Source organism: Paraburkholderia susongensis (assembly GCF_900177725.1).
In the GTDB taxonomy this organism is placed as follows: Bacteria; Pseudomonadota; Gammaproteobacteria; order Burkholderiales; family Burkholderiaceae; genus Paraburkholderia; species Paraburkholderia susongensis.
The window spans coordinates 186,321-207,842 of the sequence record NZ_FXAT01000011.1 but is presented as its reverse complement, the minus strand read 5'-3'; the positions used below and the strand labels follow the sequence as shown (position 1 = coordinate 207,842).

The 21,522-nt window shown below is 65.0% G+C and carries 14 protein-coding genes; 7 read left to right on the top strand and 7 right to left on the bottom strand.

Translation table 11 applies throughout. The annotated features are described in order from the left end of the window. The 4 genes from B9Z01_RS26910 to acnA form a co-directional block, all read left to right on the top strand. A partial coding sequence (locus B9Z01_RS26910; protein ID WP_275937526.1) for a citrate/2-methylcitrate synthase occupies positions 1–132 on the top strand: 132 nt, incomplete at its 5' end. 104 nt (positions 133–236) lie between these two features. Beyond that, positions 237–749 (top strand): hypothetical protein, encoded by a 513-nt coding sequence (locus B9Z01_RS26905; RefSeq protein WP_085488592.1) that lies wholly within the window; start codon positions 237–239, stop codon positions 747–749. 25 nt (positions 750–774) lie between these two features. Continuing rightward, the gene (locus B9Z01_RS26900) at positions 775–2,226 is read left to right on the top strand and encodes a bifunctional 2-methylcitrate dehydratase/aconitate hydratase (RefSeq protein ID WP_085488591.1); all 1,452 of its coding nucleotides are present in this window, start codon (positions 775–777) and stop codon (positions 2,224–2,226) included. A 41-nt stretch (positions 2,227–2,267) separates the two neighbouring features. Next, positions 2,268–4,982, top strand: a complete 2,715-nt coding sequence (gene acnA / locus B9Z01_RS26895) for an aconitate hydratase AcnA (protein ID WP_085488590.1) — start codon at positions 2,268–2,270, stop codon at positions 4,980–4,982. Positions 4,983–5,084: 102 nt separating this feature from the next. Here the strand turns inward: acnA and B9Z01_RS26890 are convergent, their stop codons facing one another. From B9Z01_RS26890 to B9Z01_RS26875, 4 genes are all read right to left on the bottom strand, one after another. Then, on the bottom strand, positions 5,085–5,924 hold the full coding sequence (locus tag B9Z01_RS26890) for an ABC transporter permease (RefSeq protein WP_085488589.1): 840 nt from the start codon (positions 5,922–5,924) through the stop codon (positions 5,085–5,087). A 34-nt stretch (positions 5,925–5,958) separates the two neighbouring features. After that, positions 5,959–7,227: an ABC transporter permease gene (locus B9Z01_RS26885; RefSeq protein ID WP_208626231.1), complete on the bottom strand. Its 1,269-nt coding sequence runs from the start codon at positions 7,225–7,227 to the stop codon at positions 5,959–5,961. Positions 7,228–7,388: 161 nt separating this feature from the next. Next, positions 7,389–8,438 (bottom strand): ABC transporter substrate-binding protein, encoded by a 1,050-nt coding sequence (locus B9Z01_RS26880; protein ID WP_085488606.1) that lies wholly within the window; start codon positions 8,436–8,438, stop codon positions 7,389–7,391. Positions 8,439–8,632: 194 nt separating this feature from the next. Further along, entirely contained in the window at positions 8,633–9,730 is a 1,098-nt protein-coding gene (locus B9Z01_RS26875) for an ABC transporter ATP-binding protein (protein WP_085488587.1), read from the bottom strand. 130 nt (positions 9,731–9,860) lie between these two features. Here B9Z01_RS26875 and pdxR point away from each other — a divergent pair, with 130 nt between their 5' ends. Then, a complete protein-coding gene (gene pdxR / locus B9Z01_RS26870; protein WP_085488586.1) occupies positions 9,861–11,480 on the top strand; it encodes a MocR-like pyridoxine biosynthesis transcription factor PdxR in 1,620 nt (539 codons plus the stop codon). Here pdxR and B9Z01_RS26865 read toward each other — a convergent pair. Then, positions 11,434–15,264: a DUF748 domain-containing protein gene (locus B9Z01_RS26865; protein WP_085488585.1), complete on the bottom strand. Its 3,831-nt coding sequence runs from the start codon at positions 15,262–15,264 to the stop codon at positions 11,434–11,436. The genes pdxR and B9Z01_RS26865 overlap by 47 nt on opposite strands. A 156-nt stretch (positions 15,265–15,420) precedes the next feature. Next, on the bottom strand, positions 15,421–16,845 hold the full coding sequence (locus tag B9Z01_RS26860; RefSeq protein ID WP_085488584.1) for a DUF1254 domain-containing protein: 1,425 nt from the start codon (positions 16,843–16,845) through the stop codon (positions 15,421–15,423). Between the two features lie 340 nt (positions 16,846–17,185). Between B9Z01_RS26860 and B9Z01_RS26855 the strand changes: the two genes are divergently transcribed. Next, on the top strand, positions 17,186–17,860 hold the full coding sequence (locus tag B9Z01_RS26855; protein WP_085488583.1) for an FMN-binding negative transcriptional regulator: 675 nt from the start codon (positions 17,186–17,188) through the stop codon (positions 17,858–17,860). Between the two features lie 186 nt (positions 17,861–18,046). Further along, complete coding sequence (locus B9Z01_RS26850; RefSeq protein ID WP_085488582.1) at positions 18,047–20,800, top strand: heavy metal translocating P-type ATPase; 2,754 nt, start codon at positions 18,047–18,049, stop codon at positions 20,798–20,800. Positions 20,801–20,853: 53 nt separating this feature from the next. On the opposite strand, the gene B9Z01_RS26845 is transcribed toward B9Z01_RS26850, so the two are convergent. Continuing rightward, positions 20,854–21,465: a flavin reductase family protein gene (locus B9Z01_RS26845; RefSeq protein ID WP_085488581.1), complete on the bottom strand. Its 612-nt coding sequence runs from the start codon at positions 21,463–21,465 to the stop codon at positions 20,854–20,856. Between the last annotated feature and the right edge of the window lie 57 nt (positions 21,466–21,522).

Genomic DNA, 21,522 nt, shown 5'->3' with positions numbered 1-21,522 from the left:
GTGATCGCGCGCACGGCCGGCTGGAGCGCGCACATCGTCGAGCAGCGCATCGACAACAAGATCATCCGGCCGAGCGCGAATTACACCGGACCGGAGAATTTAAAGTACGTGCCGCTAAATAGGAGAAAATAGCGGTCGCTGTGCGCTTTCGAAGCGCGCGCAGTTCAACCCGCGCGGTCGCCAGGACCGGTCGCCCGCGCAATGTTTAACTGAAATTAGATAGAAAGGTTTTCTCCATGAAAAAGCTGATGATCGCTGCCGTGATTGGCGCCCTGTCCACGACGATGCTGTCCGTCTCGACTGATGCCGCCGCACAAACGGCGACCACTACGACGAAGCCTGCTGCCAAAAAGGCTGTCGCCAAGCGCCCTGAGCCGCGCCGCCTGATCAAGCGCAAGGCGAATCCGGCGAAGGAAGCGAAGGTCGATCCGATCCCGGACGGCTCGGAAACGTGGTCGTGCAAGGACGGTCTGGCTTTCCAGATGAAAGGCGACATGAAACGTGACCAGGTCGTCACGGTTCACTGGGCGAACAAGAACTACAACCTGCCGCGCGAAACGACCACGACGGGCGCTGACCGCTTCCACGACGCCGCAACCGGTATGGATCTGGTCGTGATCCCGACCAAGGCCATGCTGTTCCAGGACAAGGACAGCTCGCGCCTCGCCGACGAGTGCAAGACGGCCGCGATGGCACAAGGCGCGCCGGCTGCAACGCAATCGAACGCGATCAACAAGACCGGCAACTGATTCCCGCCATCAGGAACGCCCTCCCATGTCAGCGCCGATTCCGAACGTACGACCCGCCCCGGACACCGTCCTTGCGGATATCGTCGACTACGTTCTGAACTATCAGATCGACAGTGCGCTCGCGCTAGAAACCGCGCGCCACTGCCTGATCGATACGCTCGGCTGCGGACTCGAGGCGCTCACCTACCCGGCCTGCACCAAGCTGATGGGACCGATCGTGCCGGGCACGATCGTCCCCAACGGCGCGAAGGTGCCGGGCACGTCATTCCAGCTGGACCCGGTTCAGGCCGCCTTCAACATCGGCGCAATGATCCGCTGGCTCGACTTCAACGACACCTGGCTTGCCGCCGAATGGGGTCATCCGTCGGATAACCTCGGCGGAATTCTCGCGACGGCCGACTGGCTCTCGCGCACCGCCATCGCAGCGGGCAAAGCGCCGCTGACGATGAAAGACGTCCTGATCGCGATGATCAAGGCGCACGAAATTCAAGGCTGCATCGCGCTCGAAAACTCGTTCAACAAGGTCGGGCTCGATCACGTGCTGCTGGTCAAGCTCGCCTCCACCGCCGTGGTCGGCCAATTGGTGGGCCTCACGCGCGACGAACTCATCAACGCGGTATCGCAGGCGCTTGTCGATGGGCAGGCGCTGCGCACCTACCGCCACGCGCCGAACACCGGCTCGCGCAAGTCGTGGGCCGCCGGCGACGCGACCTCGCGCGCGGTGCGCCTCGCACTGATTTCGAAGACCGGCGAGATGGGCTATCCGTCGGTGCTCACCGCGAAAACGTGGGGCTTTTACGACGTGCTGTTCAACGGCAACGCGTTCAGATTCCAGCGCCCGTACGGCTCGTACGTGATGGAAAACGTGCTGTTCAAGATTTCGTTTCCGGCCGAGTTCCACGCGCAAACCGCCGTGGAAGCCGCGCTCGCGCTGCATGCGCAGCTTGCCGCGCAGGGCCGGCGCGTCGACGAAATCAGGAAGATCACGATTCGCACGCACGAAGCGGCGATTCGCATCATCGATAAAAAAGGTCCGCTCGACAATCCGGCCGACCGCGATCATTGCATCCAGTACATGATCGCGGTACCGCTGATTTTCGGCCGCCTCACGGCCGCCGATTACGAAGATGCGCTCGCGCAGGACGCGCGGATCGATGCCCTGCGCGCGAAGATGGAATGTGTCGAAGACACGCAGTTCACGAAGGATTATCACGACCCGGAGAAGCGCTCGATCGCCAATGCACTGACGATCGAATTCGACGACGGGTCGAAGTTCGACGAAGTCGTAGTCGAATACCCGATCGGTCATAAGCGCCGTCGCGAAGACGGCATCCCGTTGCTGGTCGAGAAGTTCAGGACCAACCTCGCGCGGCGCTTTCCGGTCAAGCAGCAACTGGCGATTCTCGGCGTATCGCTCGATCAGGCCAGGCTCGAATCGATGCCGGTCAATGAATACGTCGATCTGTACGTCATCTAGGTTAAGTACTGTAGTTCCGCGATCAAACCAAGGAAAACACCATGGCCCACAACCTCCACAAAACGCTCAAGGAATTCGACAGCGGTTCCGGCAAAGGCAAGTTCTACTCCCTGCCGCACCTCGGCAAGGCGCTGAACATCAAGATCGGCCGCCTGCCGGTTTCGATCCGTATCGTGCTGGAATCGGTGCTGCGTAACTACGACGGCAAGAAAATCGCCGAAGAACACATCACGCAGCTCGCGAACTGGAAGCCGACCGCCGCGCGCGTCGACGAAATCCCGTTCGTCGTGTCGCGCGTCGTGCTGCAGGACTTTACCGGCGTGCCGCTGCTCGCTGACATCGCCGCGATGCGCGGCGTCGCGAAGGCGGTCGGCAAGAACCCGAAGTCGATCGAGCCGCTCGTGCCGGTCGACCTCGTCGTCGACCACTCGGTGCAGATCGACCACTTCCGCGAAAAGAACGCGCTCGACCTGAACATGAAGCTGGAATTCCAGCGCAATAACGAGCGCTACCAGTTCATGAAGTGGGGCATGCAGGCGTTCGACACGTTCAAGGTCGTGCCCCCGGGCGTCGGCATCGTTCACCAGGTGAACCTCGAATACCTCGCACGCGGCGTGCACAAGAAGGCTGACGGCGCGGACACGGTGTACTACCCCGATTCGCTCGTCGGCACCGACAGCCACACGACGATGATCAACGGCATCGGCGTGGTCGGCTGGGGCGTGGGCGGCATCGAGGCCGAAGCCGGCATGCTCGGCCAGCCGGTGTACTTCCTGACGCCGGACGTGGTGGGCGTGAACCTGAAGGGCAAGCTGCGCGAAGGCGTGACGGCAACCGATCTGGTGCTGACCATCACCGAACTGCTGCGCAAGGAAAAGGTGGTCGGCAAGTTCGTCGAATTCTTCGGCGAAGGCACGCGCTCGCTGTCGCTGCCGGACCGCGCGACGATCGGCAACATGGCGCCGGAATACGGCGCGACGATGGGCTTCTTCCCGGTCGACGAAAAGACCATCGACTACTTCAAGGGCACGGGCCGCACCGACGCTGAAATCGCCGCGTTCCAGAACTACTTCAAGGCACAGGAGCTGTTCGGCATTCCGAAGGAAGGCGACATCGACTACACGAAGGTCGTCACGCTCGATCTCGGCACCGTGGCGCCGTCGCTGGCAGGCCCGAAGCGTCCGCAAGACCGTATCGAAATCGGCAACGTGAAGTCGACCTTCTCCGATCTGTTCTCGAAGCCGGTCGCTGAAAACGGTTTCGCGAAGAAGGCAGCGGATCTCGACGCGCAATACACGACCAGCAACGGTGTCGACGTGAAGAACGGCGACGTGCTGATCGCCGCGATCACGTCGTGCACGAACACGTCGAACCCGAGCGTGCTGCTGGCCGCCGGCCTGCTCGCGAAAAAGGCTGTCGAAGCCGGCCTCACGGTCGCTCCGCACATCAAGACCTCGCTCGCGCCGGGATCGCGTATCGTCACCGAATACCTGACGAAGACCGACCTGCTCAAGTACCTCGACAAGCTCGGCTTCACGCTCGCCGCTTACGGCTGCACGACCTGTATCGGTAACGCGGGCGATCTGACGCCGGAACTGAACGAAGCGATCACGAAGAACGACATCGTCGCGGCTGCGGTGCTGTCGGGCAACCGTAACTTCGAAGCGCGTATTCACCCGAACATCCGCGCGAACTTCCTCGCGTCGCCGCCGCTCGTCGTCGCTTACGCGATCGCCGGCAACATCACGCGCGACCTGATGACCGAGCCGGTCGGCAAGGGCAAGGGCGGCAAGGACATCTACCTGGGCGACATCTGGCCGACCAGCGACGAAGTCAACGCGCTGCTCAAGTACGCGCTCGACGCCGACGAGTTCCGCAAGAACTACTCGCAGCTCACCAAGAAGGGCGACCTGTGGAGCAAGATCGAGGGCGAGGAAGGCCAGGTCTACGACTGGCCGAAGTCGACCTACATCGCGGAGCCGCCGTTCTTCGGCAAGGACTTCTCGATGACGCCGGCGAGCAGCATCGCACCGGTCAAGGGCGCGCGCGCACTGGGCATCTTCGGTGACTCGGTCACGACCGACCACATCAGCCCGGCAGGCTCGATCAAGGAAGACTCGCCGGCAGGCAAGTGGCTCAAGGCCAACGGCGTGCAGAAGGCCGACTTCAACAGCTACGGCTCGCGCCGCGGCAACCACGACGTGATGATGCGCGGCACGTTCGCGAACGTGCGGATCAAGAACCTGATGATCCCGGCGAAGGCGGATGGCACGCGCGTCGAAGGCGGCCTGACGATTCACCAGCCGAGCGGCGAACAACTGTCGATCTACGACGCAGCGATGAAGTACATCGACGCCGGCACGCCGACCGTCGTGTTCGCGGGCGAAGAGTACGGCACGGGCTCGTCGCGCGACTGGGCGGCGAAGGGCACGCAACTGCTCGGCGTGAAGGCTGTGGTCGCACGCAGCTTCGAGCGGATCCACCGTTCGAACCTGGTCGGCATGGGCGTTCTGCCGCTGCAGTTCAAGGGCTCGGATAGCGTGCAGTCGCTCGGCATCACCGGCGAAGAAACGTACGACATCGAAGGCCTCGGCGACAACTTCAAGCCGCAACAGGAAGTCACGCTCGTGATTCACGGCAAGGACGGCGACAAGCGCGTGCCGGTGCTGCTGCGTATCGACACGCCGATCGAAGTCGACTACTACAAGCACGGCGGGATTCTGCCGTTCGTGCTGCGCTCGCTGCTGGCTGCTTAAGCCAGACGGCGGCGCAAACAGCCTCGCTGTTTTGCAGGGGCTGCGTCCTGTGGAGGACGCAGCCGACTTTGAAGCCCGACCTCTGGTCGGGCTTTTTTTATCTCAATCCCTGACCGCTCGCGCCGCATTGCGCCCGCGCAGCCATTCGAGCGCGAGCAGCAGGCACGTCGAGAACACGATCAGGATCGTCGCCAGCGCGGCAATGGTCGGGCTGATGTTCTCGCGAATACCGGTGAACATCTGGCGCGGCAGCGTGGTCTGATCCGCGCCAGCGAGAAACAGCGTGACGACGACTTCATCGAACGACGTCGCGAACGCGAACAGCGCGCCCGACATCACGCCCGGTGCGATCACCGGCAACGTGATGCGGAAAAACGTCTTCACCGGATTCGCGCCGAGCGACAGGCTCGCGCGCACGAGGTTGTAGTTGAAGCCCTGCAACGTGGCCGCGACCGTCGTCACGACGAACGGCACGCCGAGCGCCGCATGCGCGAGGATCAGCCCGATATACGTATTCGCGAGACCGAGCGGCGCGAAGAACAGATACATGCCGACGCCGACCACGACGACCGGCACGATCATCGGCGAAATCAGGACCGCCATCAGCAGACCCTTGCCGCGGAAGTTCGCCTTGGTCAGTCCGATTGCCGCGAGTGTGCCGAGCACGGTCGCGACCACCGTCGCCGACGGCGCGACGATGAAGCTGTTCTTCGCGGCCATACGCCATTCGTCGGACGCGACGAGGTTCTGATACCAGCGCAGCGACCAGCCCGGAATCGGATAGACAAGGAACGTGCTCGACGAAAACGACAACGGCACGATCGCGAGCACGGGCAGGATCAGATACAGCAGCGTCAGCACGACGAGCGCGCGCAACGCGAAATACCACACACGCTCCACGAGCGACGTATGCGGTGCGAACAGGGGCCTGGCAAGTTTCATCGCGGTTTTGCTCCGTTCAGTTCATTGCGCCCGGTCAACCGAGGCTCAACGACGAACGCGTGAAGCGTCCATAGATCACGTACAGCACGAGCGTCGCGGCAAGCAGCAGCCCGCCGAGCGCGCACGCCATGCCCCAGTTGATCGTCACGTTCGTGAAGTACGCGACGTAGTAGCTGACCATCTGGTCGTTCGGTCCGCCGAGCAGCGCGGGTGTGATGTAGTAGCCGATCGCGAGAATGAACACGAGCAGCGCGCCCGCACCGATGCCCGGATAGGTCTGCGGCACATACACGCGCCAGAACGCAGCGAACGGATGGCTGCCGAGCGAGATCGCCGCGCGCTGATAGGTCGGCGGAATCGACTTCATCACGCTATAGAGCGGCAGGATCATGAACGGCAGCAGGATGTGCGTCATCGAAATATAGACGCCGGTGCGGTTGAACAGCAGCGCGAGCGGATCGTGCAGCAGACCGCTCGCGATCAGCGCCTTGTTCACGAGCCCTTCGTTCTGCAGGATCACGATCCACGCGGCCACGCGCACGAGGATCGAAGTCCAGAACGGAATCAGCACGAGAATCATCACGAGGTTCGCGCGGCGCTCCGAGAGCGTCGAGATCCAGTACGCGAGCGGATAGCCGAGCAGCAACGTGAAAATCGTCACGGCCGCGCCGATCACGAACGTGCGGCTGAAGACCTTCAGATAGATCTGCTGGTCAGGATCGGTCGGCACGATGCGGCCGAATGCGTCCTGCTTGTGATCGAGCGACGCAAGCAGATAGAACGGCGAAAGCGTGCTCGAGTTTTTCGCAATCGCCTGCCAGTACGCGACGTCGTTCCAGCGCTCGTCGAGTTCGACGAATTTCGCGCGCGTCTCGCGGGGCGTCAGATGCAGCGGCTGGTTGTTGTCGTCGGCGAACGGCATGGCGCGCGCCGATTTGGCGATCAGCGAGCGATAGCCCGGAATCTCGACGTTCAGGCGCCGCGCGAGCGCACCCATGCCGTCGCTGTCGGCGATGGCGGTGAGGTCGGTTGCAAGCGCGGTATAGGCGGCGTCAGGCGGCGGCGTTTTGCGGTCCCAGCCGCTTAGCGCATTGAGCGTATGCGGCAACGCGCTCGCGACTTCGGGATTCTGCGCGGCGCGCGTGAGCAACGCGCCGATCGGCACGACGAAAATCAGCAGCAGGAAAATCGCGAGCGGCGCGATCAGCAGTAACGCCATCGCGCGCTTTCTCGCTTCCGCGGCCTTCAGTTCGCGCTTGAGCCGACTGGCTGATTCAGGCGTCGAATCGGCGGCGATCGTCATCGTAGTCACACCCGTTTCTCCTGTCCCACCCGTGGGGGCGTCGACGGGAGTGAGCGCTTTGGCGCTCACTCCCGTCCTCATACGTCAGCGCGCGGCCCCGCCCCGTGGCGAAGCCGCGCCCGCTCACGAGGAGCCCGTGAGCCAGAAAGCCCGCGCAGCGCTTACTTCGACGCCCACGACGCAAACCGCTGCTCCAGCTCGTCCCCATGATCGGTCCAGAACGACAGATTCTGCAGCACCGCATTCTTGCCATTGGCCGGCGAGTTCGGCAAATTCGCGAGCGTCTTCGCGTCGAGCGACTTGATCGCCGCCACGCTCACCGGACCGTACGCGATATGCTGCGCGTAGTCCTGCTGCGGCTTCGACGTCAACGAATAAGCGATGTACTGCTCGGCGAGCGCCTTGTTCGGCGAACCCTTCGGAATCGCCCAATAGTCGAGGTCGTAAATGCTGCCGTTCCACACGACCTTGAGGTTCTTGCCTTCGCGCTGCGCGGCGTCGATACGGCCGTTATACGCGGTCGACATCACCACGTCGCCTGCCACCAGGAACTGCGGCGGCTGCGCGCCCGCTTCCCACCACTGGATGTTCGGCTTCAGCTCGTCGAGTTTCTTGAACGCGCGGTCCTGGCCTTCTTTCGTCGCGAGCACCTTGTAGACGTCCTTCGGCGGCACGCCGTCGGCCATCAGCGCGAATTCGAGGTTGTAGCGCGCGCCCTTGCGCATTGCGCGCTTGCCCGGGAATTTCTTCACGTCCCAGAAATCGGCCCAGCCGGTCGGCGCGGTTTTCAGCTTGTCGGCGTTGTAGGCGAGCGCGGTCGACCACACGAAAAAGCCAACGCCGCAGGTTTGCGGCGCATCCGGAACCAGGTCCGATTTTTTGGCGATCTTCGACCAGTCGAGCTTTTCGTACAGTCCTTCATCGCAGCCGCGGCCGATGTCGCCCGACTCGACTTCCACCACGTCCCAGTTCACGTGCTTCGCCTCGACCATCGCCTTCACCTTGGCCTGCTCGCCGTTGTATTCGACGGCCGTCACCTTGTTGCCGGTGGCCGACTCGAACGGCTGGTTGAAGGCGACCTTCTGCGCGTCGCCATTCGCCCCGCCGAAATTGACGACCGTCAGCTCGGCGGCATGGACCTGCGCAGCGCCCAGCGCGAGCGTGACAGCACCGACAGCGATAGCGCAGCGCGATTTCCCGATCTTGCTCATGGTGAGGCTCTCCTTTTCCTTGGTGACGTGCGTAATGTGTGTGATGTACTCGATGCCACGCGCCGTGCGGTTCGCCACGTACCGCCAGCTTTGTCGTACCGCCGACCTGCCGCGCCGACGCCTCGCGCGTGCGGCGCTTCACCGCCCTGCTTCACCGCCTTGCTTCACTGCCTTGCTTCACTGCCCTGCCTGCCTCAGGCCCCCGCGAATATGCGCAGATGCTCGGGCGCAAACTCGAGCGCGACCGGCACACCGGGGGCGAAGGCGTCGAGCGCGTCGGTGCCGAGCGGCACCTTGACGAAGCACTCGTCCTGTTGCGGCACGCCGCAGCGCATGCGCACGTGGTCGCCGAAATAGATGAGCCCGCGCGCCTCGCCGGCGAGCGCATTGGCGCCGGGCCGCGCAACCCCGTTCGCGAGCTTCATGCGCTCGGGCCGGATGCACGCGACCGCGGGCGAGCCCGCCCGCGCGCCGCCGATGTTGCGGCCGGTGAGGCGCGTGCCGTCGCTCAGATGGAATTCGCAATACTCGCCGTCGACATTCGCGATCGTGCCGCGCAGCCGGTTGCTGTCGCCGATGAAGTTCGCGACGAACTCGTTGCACGGCGATTCGTAGAGCCGGTCGACGGTATCGAGCTGCTGCACGATGCCCTTGTCGAACACGGCGACGCGGTCGGACATCGTCAGCGCCTCGCCCTGGTCGTGCGTGACGTAGACAAACGTCACGCCGAGCTTTTCGTGCAGCGATTTGAGTTCGTATTGCATGTGCTCGCGCAATTGTTTATCCAGCGCGCCGAGCGGCTCGTCCATCAGCACGAGCTTCGGCTCGAACACGAGCGCCCGCGCGAGCGCGATGCGCTGCTGCTGGCCGCCGGAAAGCTGCGCCGGGTAGCGCTTCGCGAAGCTCTCCATGCGCACCATTTTCAGCGCGTTGTTCACGCGATGCGCGCGCTCCTCGGTGCCGAGCTTGCGCACGGTCAACGGATACGCGACGTTCTGCTCGACCGTCAGATGCGGAAACAGCGCGTAGTTCTGAAACACCATGCCGATGTTGCGCTTGTGCGGCGGCACGTTGTTGAGCAACTGGCCGTCGAGCCAGATCTCGCCGCCGGTCGGGAATTCGAAGCCCGCCAGCATCATCAGGCAGGTGGTCTTGCCCGAGCCGGACGGGCCGAGCAGCGTCAGGAACTCGCCCTGATGGATATCCAGATCGAGCTGTTTGACGACCAGCGTTTCGCCGTCGTAGGTCTTTCGCACACCTCGAAAGCTGACGATCACGTCTTCGGTTTTCATCACCTCGTCTCCTCTGCTGTGCGGCAGGCGCCCCGCCAGGTGGCAGCGGGATCGCATCTATTGCGTGGCTCACTATAGACCGTTACGGTTCTACAATATGGAGCCATTTCATTATTCCGGATAGAACCACTTGGACACAGTGATCCTGTCGGACTGGCTTGCCACGCGGCTCGACCGCGGCGGCGCCGAACCGATCTACCGGCAGACGCTGCGGCTCACGCAGCAGGCCATCCTGACCGGCCAGTTGCCGCCCGGCACCAAGCTGCCGAGTTCGCGCACGCTCGCCGAAGACCTCGGCATCGCGCGCAACACGGTGCTGCACGTCTACGACCAGTTGACCGCCGAAGGCTACGTGATCTCGACGACGGGCAGCGGCACCTACGTCGCCGACACGCGCCCGGACGCGGCCGCGGTGAATGGGCGCAACAGACCCGAGGCGGCCGCGGCCGGGGATGCGGCAGCTCAGCCGGCCACTCATGCGCCCACTCATGCGGCCACCCACACAGCCGTCCGGCCGGCCAGCGACAGCGCAAGCCAGCCACAGCGCGAGCGCAACGATCTGTCCACACGCGGACGCCGTCTGATCCGCCAGGCAGGCGTCTCCGCGAAACAATGGGGCGCGTTCATGCCGGGCGTGCCCGATGTCTCGGAGTTTCCGGCGCGCACGTGGAGCCGCCTGCAGGCGCGCCTGTGGAAGGAAGCCAATCCCGATCTGCTGACCTATGCGCCCGGCGGCGGCTACCGGCCGCTGCGGCGCGCGTTATCGGATTATCTGCGCGTCGCGCGCTCGGTCAAATGCACGCCGGACCAGATCATCATCACGACGGGCATTCATCAGTCGATCGATCTCGCCGTGCGTCTCTTGACCGACGTCGGCGATCGCGCGTGGGTCGAGGAACCGTGCTATTGGGGTGCGCGCAGCGTGCTGCAGTCGTCGGGCATCACGCTCGCGCCGGTGCCGGTGGACGGCGAAGGGCTCAATCCGCGTGACGAGGACCTGCAAGAGCCGCCGCGTCTCGCGCTCGTCACGCCGTCGCATCAGTATCCGCTCGGCATGGTGATGAGCCTCGCGCGCCGCCGCACGCTGCTCGAATATGCGCGCCAGCACGACGTCTGGATCATCGAGGACGACTACGACAGCGAATTCCGCTACGGCAGCCGGCCGCTCGCGTCGCTGCAGGGACTCGACGAAGCCGGCCGCGTGATCTACGTGGGCAGTCTCGGCAAGATGCTGTTTCCGGGCCTGCGGATCGGCTACATGATCGCGCCGGAGCATCTGGTCGATATATTCCGGACTGGCGTCGCGGAGCTGTACCGCGAGGGCCAGCTGATGCAGCAGGCCGTGATGACCGATTTCATCATGGACGGCCACCTCACCTCGCACGTGCGCCGGATGCGCGCGCTATACGGCGAGCGCCGGCAGATTCTGATCGACGCGATCACCGCGCGCTTTGGCAGCGAGTTGCCCGTGATGGGCGATGAAGCGGGCCTGCACCTCGTGCTCGGCCTGCCGGACTACTCGGACGATCGCGCGGTAGTGGCCGCCGCCTACGACGCGGGCGTGATCGTGCGGCCGCTCACGAGCTACTACAACGACCCGGCGCAGCCGCGGCGCGGACTGCTGCTCGGCTATGCGTGCGTGCCGAACGACGGCATCGGGCCCGCGTTCGACACGCTCGCGCGGGTGATCGAACAGACGGCGCTCACTTCAAGCCGAAGTCCACACGCGTCGTCGCGCCCTTGTCCTTGATGCCGTCGGCGTTGAGCTTCGGCGCGACGATGAACAGGCGGCTGCTGTCGATCTTGCCGTCCAGATACTGCTGCACGCTCTGCGCGCGCTGCTGCGCAAGCTGACGCAAGCTCGCGTCGTCGATCGGCGCATTGGCGGCAAGCGCGCCCTTCATGTCGTCCTCGGGCAGCGTCTTCGTCATGCCGATAAAGTTGCGCGGTTTCTTGAAGTCGCCCGACTTGTACGCCTTGGCGAGATATTTGTCATAGTCTTTCTGATCGACGGTGACCGCGGACGGATCGACGCTCTCGCCGTTGCCCACCGTGTCCTTGATCTTCTGCTGCTTGACCAGCCGGTCGACGTACTGCGTGCGCAGCGCCGGTTCGTCGATCTTCGGATCGACGCGGCCGATCAGATCCATGCGGATCGACGGCTTGTCCGCGAGCGCCTTCACGATCGTGTCGAGCTTCTGCTTGTCGGCGTCGCTGAGCGTCGCCGAGCCCGGATCGAACTCCACGTAGCCGAGTTCCTCGCTGTTGCCGCCGAACGCGTTGGCGATCAGCGAGAACGGCGCGGTCACGGCCTTCTCGAGCAGATTGAGCACCGCATGCCAGATCAACCCGCCGATGCTGAACTCGGGGTTCGACAGCGAACCCGACACCGGCAGATTTACGTCGATTTCGCCGCGCGAATTTTTCAGCAGCGAGATCGCGAGACGCACCGGCAGCTTGGTCGCCGTGTCGTTGTCGATGTGATCGCCGAACGTGAGCTGATCGATGAACAGGTGATTGTTCGCGCTCAGTTGATCGTTATCGAGCTTGTAGTGCAGATCGACGTTGAGCTTGCCCTTGGTGATCGGATAGCCCGCGTATTTCGCCGAATAGGGCGTGAGGTTGGTCAGCTCGATGTCGTGCGCGGTCGCGGTCAGATCGAGCGCCGGCTTTTCGATCAGCGGATTGACGGTGCCGCGGATCGACAGCGGACCGTTGGCCGCGAGCTTCGCGGCGACGTCGACCGGCGCTGGCGTCGTCGATTGCGTGCCGAACGCGCCGACCGTGCCCTGAATGTCGACGAGATTCGCCGTGTAGTTCGGCCGGATGAAGTTGTCCGTATAGGTGACGCGGCCCTGCTGCAGCACCAGTTGCCCGAAATGCAGCTTGACCGGACTTTGCGGCGGCGTGGCGGCCGTGACGGTGGCGGGCGGCGCCGCTGCCTTCGACGCCGATGCCGCCGTGGGCGCGGACGCAGCCACTGCCTCCGACGCCGCCACCGGCGTCAGTTCCACGTGCTCGGCGCCGCTCTTGTCGCGCGTGAGCGACTGCGCCGCGCCGGTTTCATGCGCAACCACGTCCTTCAGATTGAGCTTGCCTTGCGCGTCGAGCAGCACGCGCCCGTAGAACTTCGAGAACGTGACACGGCCCGCGTCGACCGAGGTGCCGTGTTCGCCGTAATCGGCCTTCAGGTTCGACAGCGCGAGCGAGCCCCAGCCCGCGAACGGGTCCGAGGTCGCCTTGTCGAGCATGCGCACGTCGACGAGCGCGACGTCGCCGCGATAGTTCGCTTTCAGCGCCTTCTCGTTGGTCACCGCGAGATCGCCGTTCGCATTGAGCAGCGCGCTCGCGATCACCGCATTGAGCTTGCTGCCGAAGTACGGCTCGAAGGCCGCCGCGTCGAGCCGGTTCGCGTTCACCTTGACGGCCAGCTTCAGCGGCGTCGCGGTGACGTCGCCCTTCACGCCGAGCGTGCCTTTTTTGTTCAGCGTCGCCTGCAGATCGACGGGCAGCGGACGGCTCAAGTCGTCGCTGATCTGCTGCACCTTCAGTTGCAGCGGCGCAATGCTCAGCCTGACCGGCTGTGGCGTGGTGTTGTCGGTGAAATTGGCGGTCGCGTCTTTCAGCGTCAATTCGCCGATCTTGTAGTGCCACGCCGGGCCTTCCGCCTGCGCTTTCTTTGCCGCGTGGACCGCTGTGCGCTGCTTCTCCGCCTCATGCGGACCGGCGAGCGACGTGAGGTTGATGCTGCCGTCTTTCAGGCGCTGCGCGTCGAGCGCAAGACCGGTCGCGTCGACGCTCGTGACGTCGGCCGTGCGGGCGGCCAGGTCCACCTGCTTGACCACGACGTTGCCCTGCGCGAGCGAAATCAGCGGCGTCTTGTCACCGCGCGCCGCCAGCTTGAGCGACTGCATGTCCACTTGCGTGTCCGCGACCGTCACGGCCGCCGGCGACTTCGACCAGTTCGCGTCGATGTTCGTCGTCACGGAGAGCGCGCCGTCCAATACTTGCGCCGCGGTCGCGGTGTCGAGATAGGGTTGCAACGGCGGCAGCTTTAGCGACTTCAGATCGAGCTTCGCGCTGGCCGTCTTCGCCGCGAGGCCGAGCGTGCCCTCGCCGGCGAGCGAGCCGCCGTCCTTGAAACCGGTGCTCACCGTGTAATGCGCGGGTGCGGACGCAAGCGTCGAAAAATCGTTCAGCGTGACAGCGAGGTTCTGCAGACTGGTATCGAACGGGCGCGCGGCTGCCTCGTCGTGGACATTTACCGTGCCGTCGTTGAGCGCGAAGTGTTTGATCGACAGATCGATTGGCGGGGTGGATTTTTCGGCGGCTGTGGTCCCGGCGTTGGCTTGCGCCTTGGCGCCGGACGCCGCGGCCGGTGCGCTGGCGGCTGCGCTCGCGGTTTTGCTTTCCGTTGCGCTTTCCTTTGCGCTTACCGCCGCGCCCGTCGCAGTCTTCCCAGACGCCGGCGCGAACATCCGCTCGACGCTGAGCACGCCGTCCTTGTCGCGCGCGAGGCTCGCGTTCGGCGCATCGATGCGGATTTCGTCGAAGTGATAGATGCTCTTCAGCGGTTCGAGCGACGCCGCCGCCACATGCACCGCGTGCGCCGCGAAAAACGGCGCCTTGCCCTGATCCTGCACGTCGACGTCGTCCAGATCGACCGTGCCCGCGACGCGCAGCGACGGCGTGTCGTTCGACATCACGAAGTTGAGCTTGAGGTCGGTGGACAGCTTGCCCGACTGCACGATCACGGGCAGTCGGGCCGGTGAGTAGGACATGAGCTTCGGCACGTCGAGCGCATCGAAGCGCAGCGACACTTCCGACTCGCGCGACGCCGCGAACGGCTTGGTCTTGCCGTCGATCGCGAGCTGACTGTCGCCGTCGATGCGCGCGCGCAGCAGCGGTTCGACGAAGATATCGGTTTTCGAAGGCAGCGTCGCGATGAACGGAATGCCGAGCTTCCATTGATCGATCACGTGCTTCGTGCCGAGCAGCCGGTCGTCGAACGTGATCTGGCCGTTTTCGACGCGAATGTTGGAGACGGAGAACTGTGTCGGCTTGCTGTCGGGTTTCGCGGGCTGCTTCGAGAATTTCTCGATCAGGTCGGTGAAATTGAAGCGCTGCGCATCGTAGCGAACGATATGAAAACGCGGCGAGTCGACCTGCACTTCGTCGACGATCGGCGCGCCGCGAAACAGCGAACTCCACGAGGGCTTCACGATGAGCCGCGAAATATCGATGAAATCGCCCGTGCCGCCGCGCTCGCCGATATGCACGTTATCGGCTTCGAACCTCAGCGTGTACGGATTGAGCGCAATGCGGCCGATCGTGGCGGGCCGATCGAGCTGCTTGCTCAACTGCTGGCTCGCGATGTGGCGAATCAGCGGCGGCGCCGCGAAAAAGCCGAGCAGGCCGAACACGACGAGAAAGATCAGCACGCCTACGAGAACACGGCGCGTGCGGCGCGACTGTGCGACTTCGCGCACGGTCTGCATTGAGGAGGCTAACGATTCTTTATTGAGGCTTGCCATACCCGGTCTTGATGAGTGCGGCGGCAAGCCCGCCGCGAAAACAGGAATCCCGCAAGCGGCAGTATAAGTCGTGAATCCGCGATGAGACAGGATTGTCAGACATCGCTTGAAGATTCGCGCTGCTTACCGATGACTTTCTGAAGCCACCCCGTCACGTCACCGCCGCACGACCGGCGGCGGCTGCCAGCGGCCGTCGGTGGCTTGCGGCTTCGGCGCGTACAGACGCAGCACCAGTTGCATGTCGGCGCGCGGCGCCGGCAACCAGTTGCCGGTCCTGCTGCGCGTGGACGACACGACCACGTCGAGCGAGCCATCGCGATTGCGGTGCACGCCGTTGCGATCGCCGACCGCGAGCCGCGCCGGCGCGCTCTCGCCCAACGCGCCATCCTTCGTGTAGGCGGTGATCGACCAGAAGCCGCGCACCGGCGGCACCTGGTTCGCCGCGAAGTGGATCACGTAGCGATTCGCACCGTTCAGCGTATTGCCGTCGCTGTCCTGCGTGACGACCGCGCGTACTTCGTCGTCCTTCGTACCGATGCCCGGCTGTGTGCTCGCCGCATACGCGCGCAGCGCATAGTCGGGGCCGTAGTTGCCAACGCCGTCGCCGAACCAGCTCCAGCCATTCGCGCTCAGCAGATTGGGAGGCGGCGTGGCGACACGGTCGCGGCCATCGGCGAGACCGGCTGCGAGCGCGTTGGGCGATTTCGGCAGCTTCGCCGGATCACCTGGCGTGACGCCGAGGTCCGAGAGAAATTTCAGCGCATGCGGATCGGCCGGTGTGGGCGGATTGTCAGGCAGAGCGTCGGCGAGACGGCCGAAAAAGCCACTCGCGTCGAGTGCGGCCACCTGCTGCTGCTGCGTGCCGTTGGCGCCCATCGCTCCATTGACGTTGCCGCGCGGCGGCGCGACCGATGCCGCGCGCTCGTCGCCGTCGTAGAAGCTCAGCGGCGCGAGGCGGATCGCGCGTTGCAGCTTGCGGACCGCCGCCAGATCGCGCGCGCCGTTCGACTGGATACGCACGCTCACCCATGCATTGAGGGTCGGCACTTCGATGCGTTTCGCGCCCTTCGGCAACTCGCCCTGCCAGCCCGGCGTGACGAACGCGATCGTCTGCGCGTGAATGCCTTTCGCGCTGGCCGTGCCCGCCACGAACTGCGGACCCGTGGACCACACGACATTGGTCCACATGTCGAGCACGCGCGCGTCGACATAGCGGCCATGCGAATCAGGTAGCGACAGGATCACCGGCTCGCTGCCGAGGTCGAGCCAGCCGGTCGAGTCGAGCGTATCGAGGCTCGGCTGCGGCGGATTGGCCGCGCCGATCGGCGGCAACGCCTGCGCATGCCGCAGCGTGTTCAAGGGCGCCTGGCCCGGATCGGTGCCGACCGCCGCGTCGCGCGCGGTGCTCATCAGCACGAGCGGATAACCGAATACGTAGGAATCGGCGACTTCATCCTTGATCCAGCCGGTGCTCTGATGCGTCGCGGACGGAGTCGACGCGCAGCCGGCGAGAAATACGAGGCCTGCGAGCGATGCGCAGGTCCATTGAATCGAAAACAGCTTTCGGCGATTTTTTATCATTCGTTCAGAGTGCGGAACGTGCGGTCCTATGGGAGATGCCGGTGCGCAGCGCCAGAAACATGCGCGGCCTCCCCAAGCCTTGCGCAGCCAGTCCGCGGATTGCGACTCCGACAACATCGCGTTGTATCGTATCCTTGCTAACCAGGCAAGCAGAAAGCAGGGAATTGCGCCTGATAGCGCGCATGCAGTTCATATACACGAGACGAGCGGCATTTTTACCCTCTTCGCATTGGTAACGAGCGCGCGAACGCGCCATACTTTCGATTCGATTTCGGTTTCGATTCCAACTCGCCCACAAACTCATCCACATTCTTTCGTTGTCCGCATCCGGAGCGCTTCGATGTACATGCCCGCCCATTTCGAAGAGAACCGCCCAGAGGTTCTTCATCGCCTGATCGCCGAGCAGCCGTTCGGCGCGTTGATTACGAACGGCCCGAACGGGCTCGACGCGAATCATCTGCCGTTCGAGACGCAGCTGATTTCCGCTGACGGCGACGCCGCGGCCGGAACAGGCGATTCGTCGCGCTGCGTGCTGCGCGCTCACGTCGCGCGCGCGAACCCGGTCTGGCAGGAAGCGGCGACGCATCCCGAAGCGCTCGTGATCTTCCAGGGACCGGCCGCCTATATTTCGCCGAGCTGGTATCCGAGCAAACACGAAACGCATAAACAGGTGCCGACCTACAACTACATAGTCGTGCATGCGCATGGCAGGATTGTGGTGCACGACGACGAAACGTTCGTGCGCGGTCTAGTCGCGCGGCTCACGCGCAAGATGGAAGCCGGCGAGCCAGTGCCGTGGAAAATGGGCGACGCGCCCGCCGACTTCATCGCGCAGATGCTCGGCGCGATCGTCGGCATCGAGATCGAGGTGACGCGGCTCGTCGGCAAATGGAAACTCGGCCAGAACAAGGCGGCCGAGGACCGGCGCGGCGCGGCGCAAACGCTGCTCGCGCGCGACGGCGAGCAGCAGAAGGCAGTGGGACAGGCCATGCTGGATGCGCCGCCGGCGTTCTGAGCGGATGCTTCCGGCACTTCGGCCGCTTCCGGTGCATCTTTGCCTGCGCTCAGCCTGCGCCGCTGGCGCCGCACCGCCAGCGTAGGCCACCCGGCAGCCGCATGATCCGTGCTTGACCTTGCCATCATGGGAAGGTCAATACTGGATTCACCATGCGGCCTGATGCCGCCACGAGCCTTGCCTGCCATGACCGAACTTGCCAATCCGCAGCGCCCCGCCGGAGCTGCCGCCTCCTCGCCTGCCACGCGCGTCGTCGAACTCGATATCGGCGGGATGACTTGCGCGTCGTGCGTGACGCGCGTCGAAAAAGCGCTGTCGAAAGTGCCGGGGGTCGCGCGTGCGTCGGTGAATCTCGCGACCGAGCGCGCCCGCGTGGAAAGCGACGCCACGGTCCAACCCGGCCTGCTCGCCGATGCCGTGCGCAAGGCGGGCTACGAAGCCACGCTCGATGCGGATACGGGCGTTGCGACGACGCAAGCCGAAGCGCCGCACGAAGCGCCAGCCGCAACGCCCCAGGCCACCGAACTGTCGATTGGCGGCATGACCTGCGCGTCATGCGCGATGCGCGTCGAAAAAGCGCTGTCGAAAGTGCCGGGCGTCGCGAGCGCGTCCGTGAATCTCGCGACCGAAACCGCCACCATCCATCCAGCCGGCATAGCCGCCGACACTGATGCGCTCATCGCCGCGGTAAAAAAAGCCGGCTACGAAGCAACGCCAATCACACCGCCAGCACCGCCGGCATCCGCTGCCACGCTCGACGCAACCGCCCCCGCCGCTACTGGCGAGCACGCAAGCGCCGACAACAGCGCCGCCCGCAAACAGGCCCAGGCCCGCCGCGAACTCGCGGCGGTGCTCGCCTCCGCCGTCCTGACGCTGCCGCTCGTCGCGCCGATGGTCGGCGAATGGTTCGGCGTTCACGCCATGCTGCCGCCGTGGCTGCAATTCGTGCTCGCGTCGATCGTGCAGTTCGCGTTCGGCGCGCGCTTCTATCGCGCGGCCTACCGTGCCGTGCGCGCCGGCGCGGGCAACATGGACCTGCTGGTCGCGCTCGGCACATCGGCGGCGTACGGAATCAGCGTCTACGAACTCGTGACGCATCCGGGCGACACGATGCACCTCTATTTCGAGGCCTCGGCGGTCGTGATTACGCTCGTGCGCTTCGGCAAGTGGCTCGAAGCGCGCGCGAAGCGGCAGACCACGGACGCCATCCGCGCACTCAATGCGCTGCGCCCCGATCGCGCGCGCATTCGCGCCGGCGCCGACGAGCGCGAAGTGCCGCTCGCGCAGGTGCGCGTCGGCACCGTCGTGATCGTACGGCCGGGCGAGCGTGTGCCGGTCGACGGCGTGATACTCGAAGGCCGCACGCATATCGACGAATCGCTGATTACCGGCGAAAGCCTGCCCGTGCCCAAACAGACGGGTGACGCGGTCACGGCTGGCTCGATCAACGGCGAAGGCGCGCTTGCGGTCACGACCACCGCGATCGGCGCGGAGACGACGCTCGCGCGCATCATCCGCCTCGTGGAAAGCGCGCAGGCCGAAAAGGCGCCGATCCAGCGGCTCGTCGACCGGGTCAGCGAAATCTTCGTACCGGCCATTCTCGTCATCGCCGCGCTGACGCTGGCCGGCTGGCTGATCGCCGGCGCGGGCGGCGAAACCGCGATCCTCAACGCGGTCGCGGTGCTCGTGATCGCCTGCCCATGCGCGCTCGGACTCGCGACGCCCGCCGCGATCATGGCCGGCACCGGCGTCGCGGCGCGCCACGGAGTGTTGATCAAAGACGCGGAAGCGCTCGAAATCGCGCATCGGGTCACGATCGTCGCCTTCGACAAAACCGGCACGCTGACGCTCGGCCAGCCCTCGATGACGGCCTTCGAGCCGGCCAACGGCATGAGCCGCAACGAAGCGCTCGCGCTTGCCGCGGCGGTGCAGCGGCATAGCGATCATCCGTTGGCGCGGGCGGTGGTCAGCGCGTATGAGGCGCAGATCGGGCACGCGAGCGTCGAAAACGCTGAGGTCGAACCGGGTGCCGCGTTAGCCGCTGCGGCGAGTACTTCGCCGAACGCCACGGCTACGAATTCGTCCGCGAATTCGCGCGCCGACCGCGCCCACAGCGCGATCGCCGAAGCCGCTCCCGCGGCAGTCCCGCACTCAACAGCCGCGCGCGCGGTCGCGGGCCGTGGCGTCGAAGCCGACGTCGACGGCCGCACGCTCGCGCTCGGCAGCACGCGCTGGCTCGACGAACTCGGCATCGCGCCGCCGCCCGCGCTCGCCGCCCGCGCTCGCGAACTCGAAGCCGCCGGCAACACGGTCTCGTGGCTGATGGCGCGCGCGCCGCAAGCGCCGCAGGCACTCGCGCTGATCGCTTTCGGCGACACCGTCAAACCGACTGCGCGCACAGCCGTCGAGCGGCTCGAGCAGATGGGCATCCGCAGCGTGCTGGTCACCGGCGACAATCGCGGCAGCGCGGCGAGCGTCGCGCATGCGCTCGGCATCGACGAATTTCATGCCGAGGTGCTGCCCGGCGACAAGGCCCGCGTGATCCGCGACCTCAAGATCCGCCACGCCGGCATCGTCGCCATGGCGGGCGACGGTATCAACGACGCGCCCGCGCTCGCCGCCGCCGACATTGGCATCGCGATGGCGACCGGCACCGACGTCGCGATGCACGCGGCCGGCGTCACGCTGATGCGCGGCGACCCGGCGCTCGTGGCCGATGCGATCGACATCTCGCGCAAGACCTGGCGCAAGATCCAGCAGAACCTGTTCTGGGCGTTCGTCTATAACCTGATCGGCATTCCGCTCGCCGCGTTCGGTCTGCTGAACCCGATGCTCGCGGGCGCGGCAATGGCGTTTTCGAGCGTGAGCGTCGTCACCAACGCGCTGCTGCTGCGCACGTGGCGCGGTGCCACGAACCATGCGGCCGAGCGGGGGCGCTGAGCGCCGCACGGCTCCGTCAAAGGGGCGCATGGCTCCCGCTTCGGGCGAACTGCCTACGCGGTCGGCCGGAACATCTGGAACATCGCGCCGATTTCGGCGTAGTCGGCGCGATAGCCGGCACGCATGATCGGCTGCGCGGCTTGCGTGTCGAACAGGCCGTCCTTCAGATACGCCTCGTCGATATGCACGCCCACCACCTGGCCGAGCGCCAGATAGTTGTCCATCGGCTTGCCGTCGAGGTCGTGCAGACGCACGATCTGCAGCAGCTTGCATTCGAGGGCGGCCGGCGACTCGCCGACGTGCGGCACCGCGACGTTGCGGCCCGGCGCGGGCGTGAGTCCGGCCAGCGCGAATTCGTCGACGTGCGGCGCAACCGGCGCCGACGAACGGTTCATCTGCTCGGCGAGCGGCCGGGTTGCCAGGTTCCAGACGAATTCGCCGGTGGCTTCGATGTTGGAAATGCTGTCTTTGCGGCCCTCGCTGCAAAAACCGATGATCGCCGGGAAAGTGGCGAACGCGCCGAAGAAGCTGTACGGCGCGAGATTGAGCGTGCCGTCGGCATCGCGCGACGAAATCCAGCCGATCAGCCGTGGCGCGACGATGGCCTTGAACGGATCGTGCGGCAGACCGTGACCGGCGGCGGGGTCGTAGAAGTAATGAGACATGGCGTAGGGTTGGGTTGGCGTGTGATCGTGAGCGCCCAGGGAAGGCGGTGCGCCTGA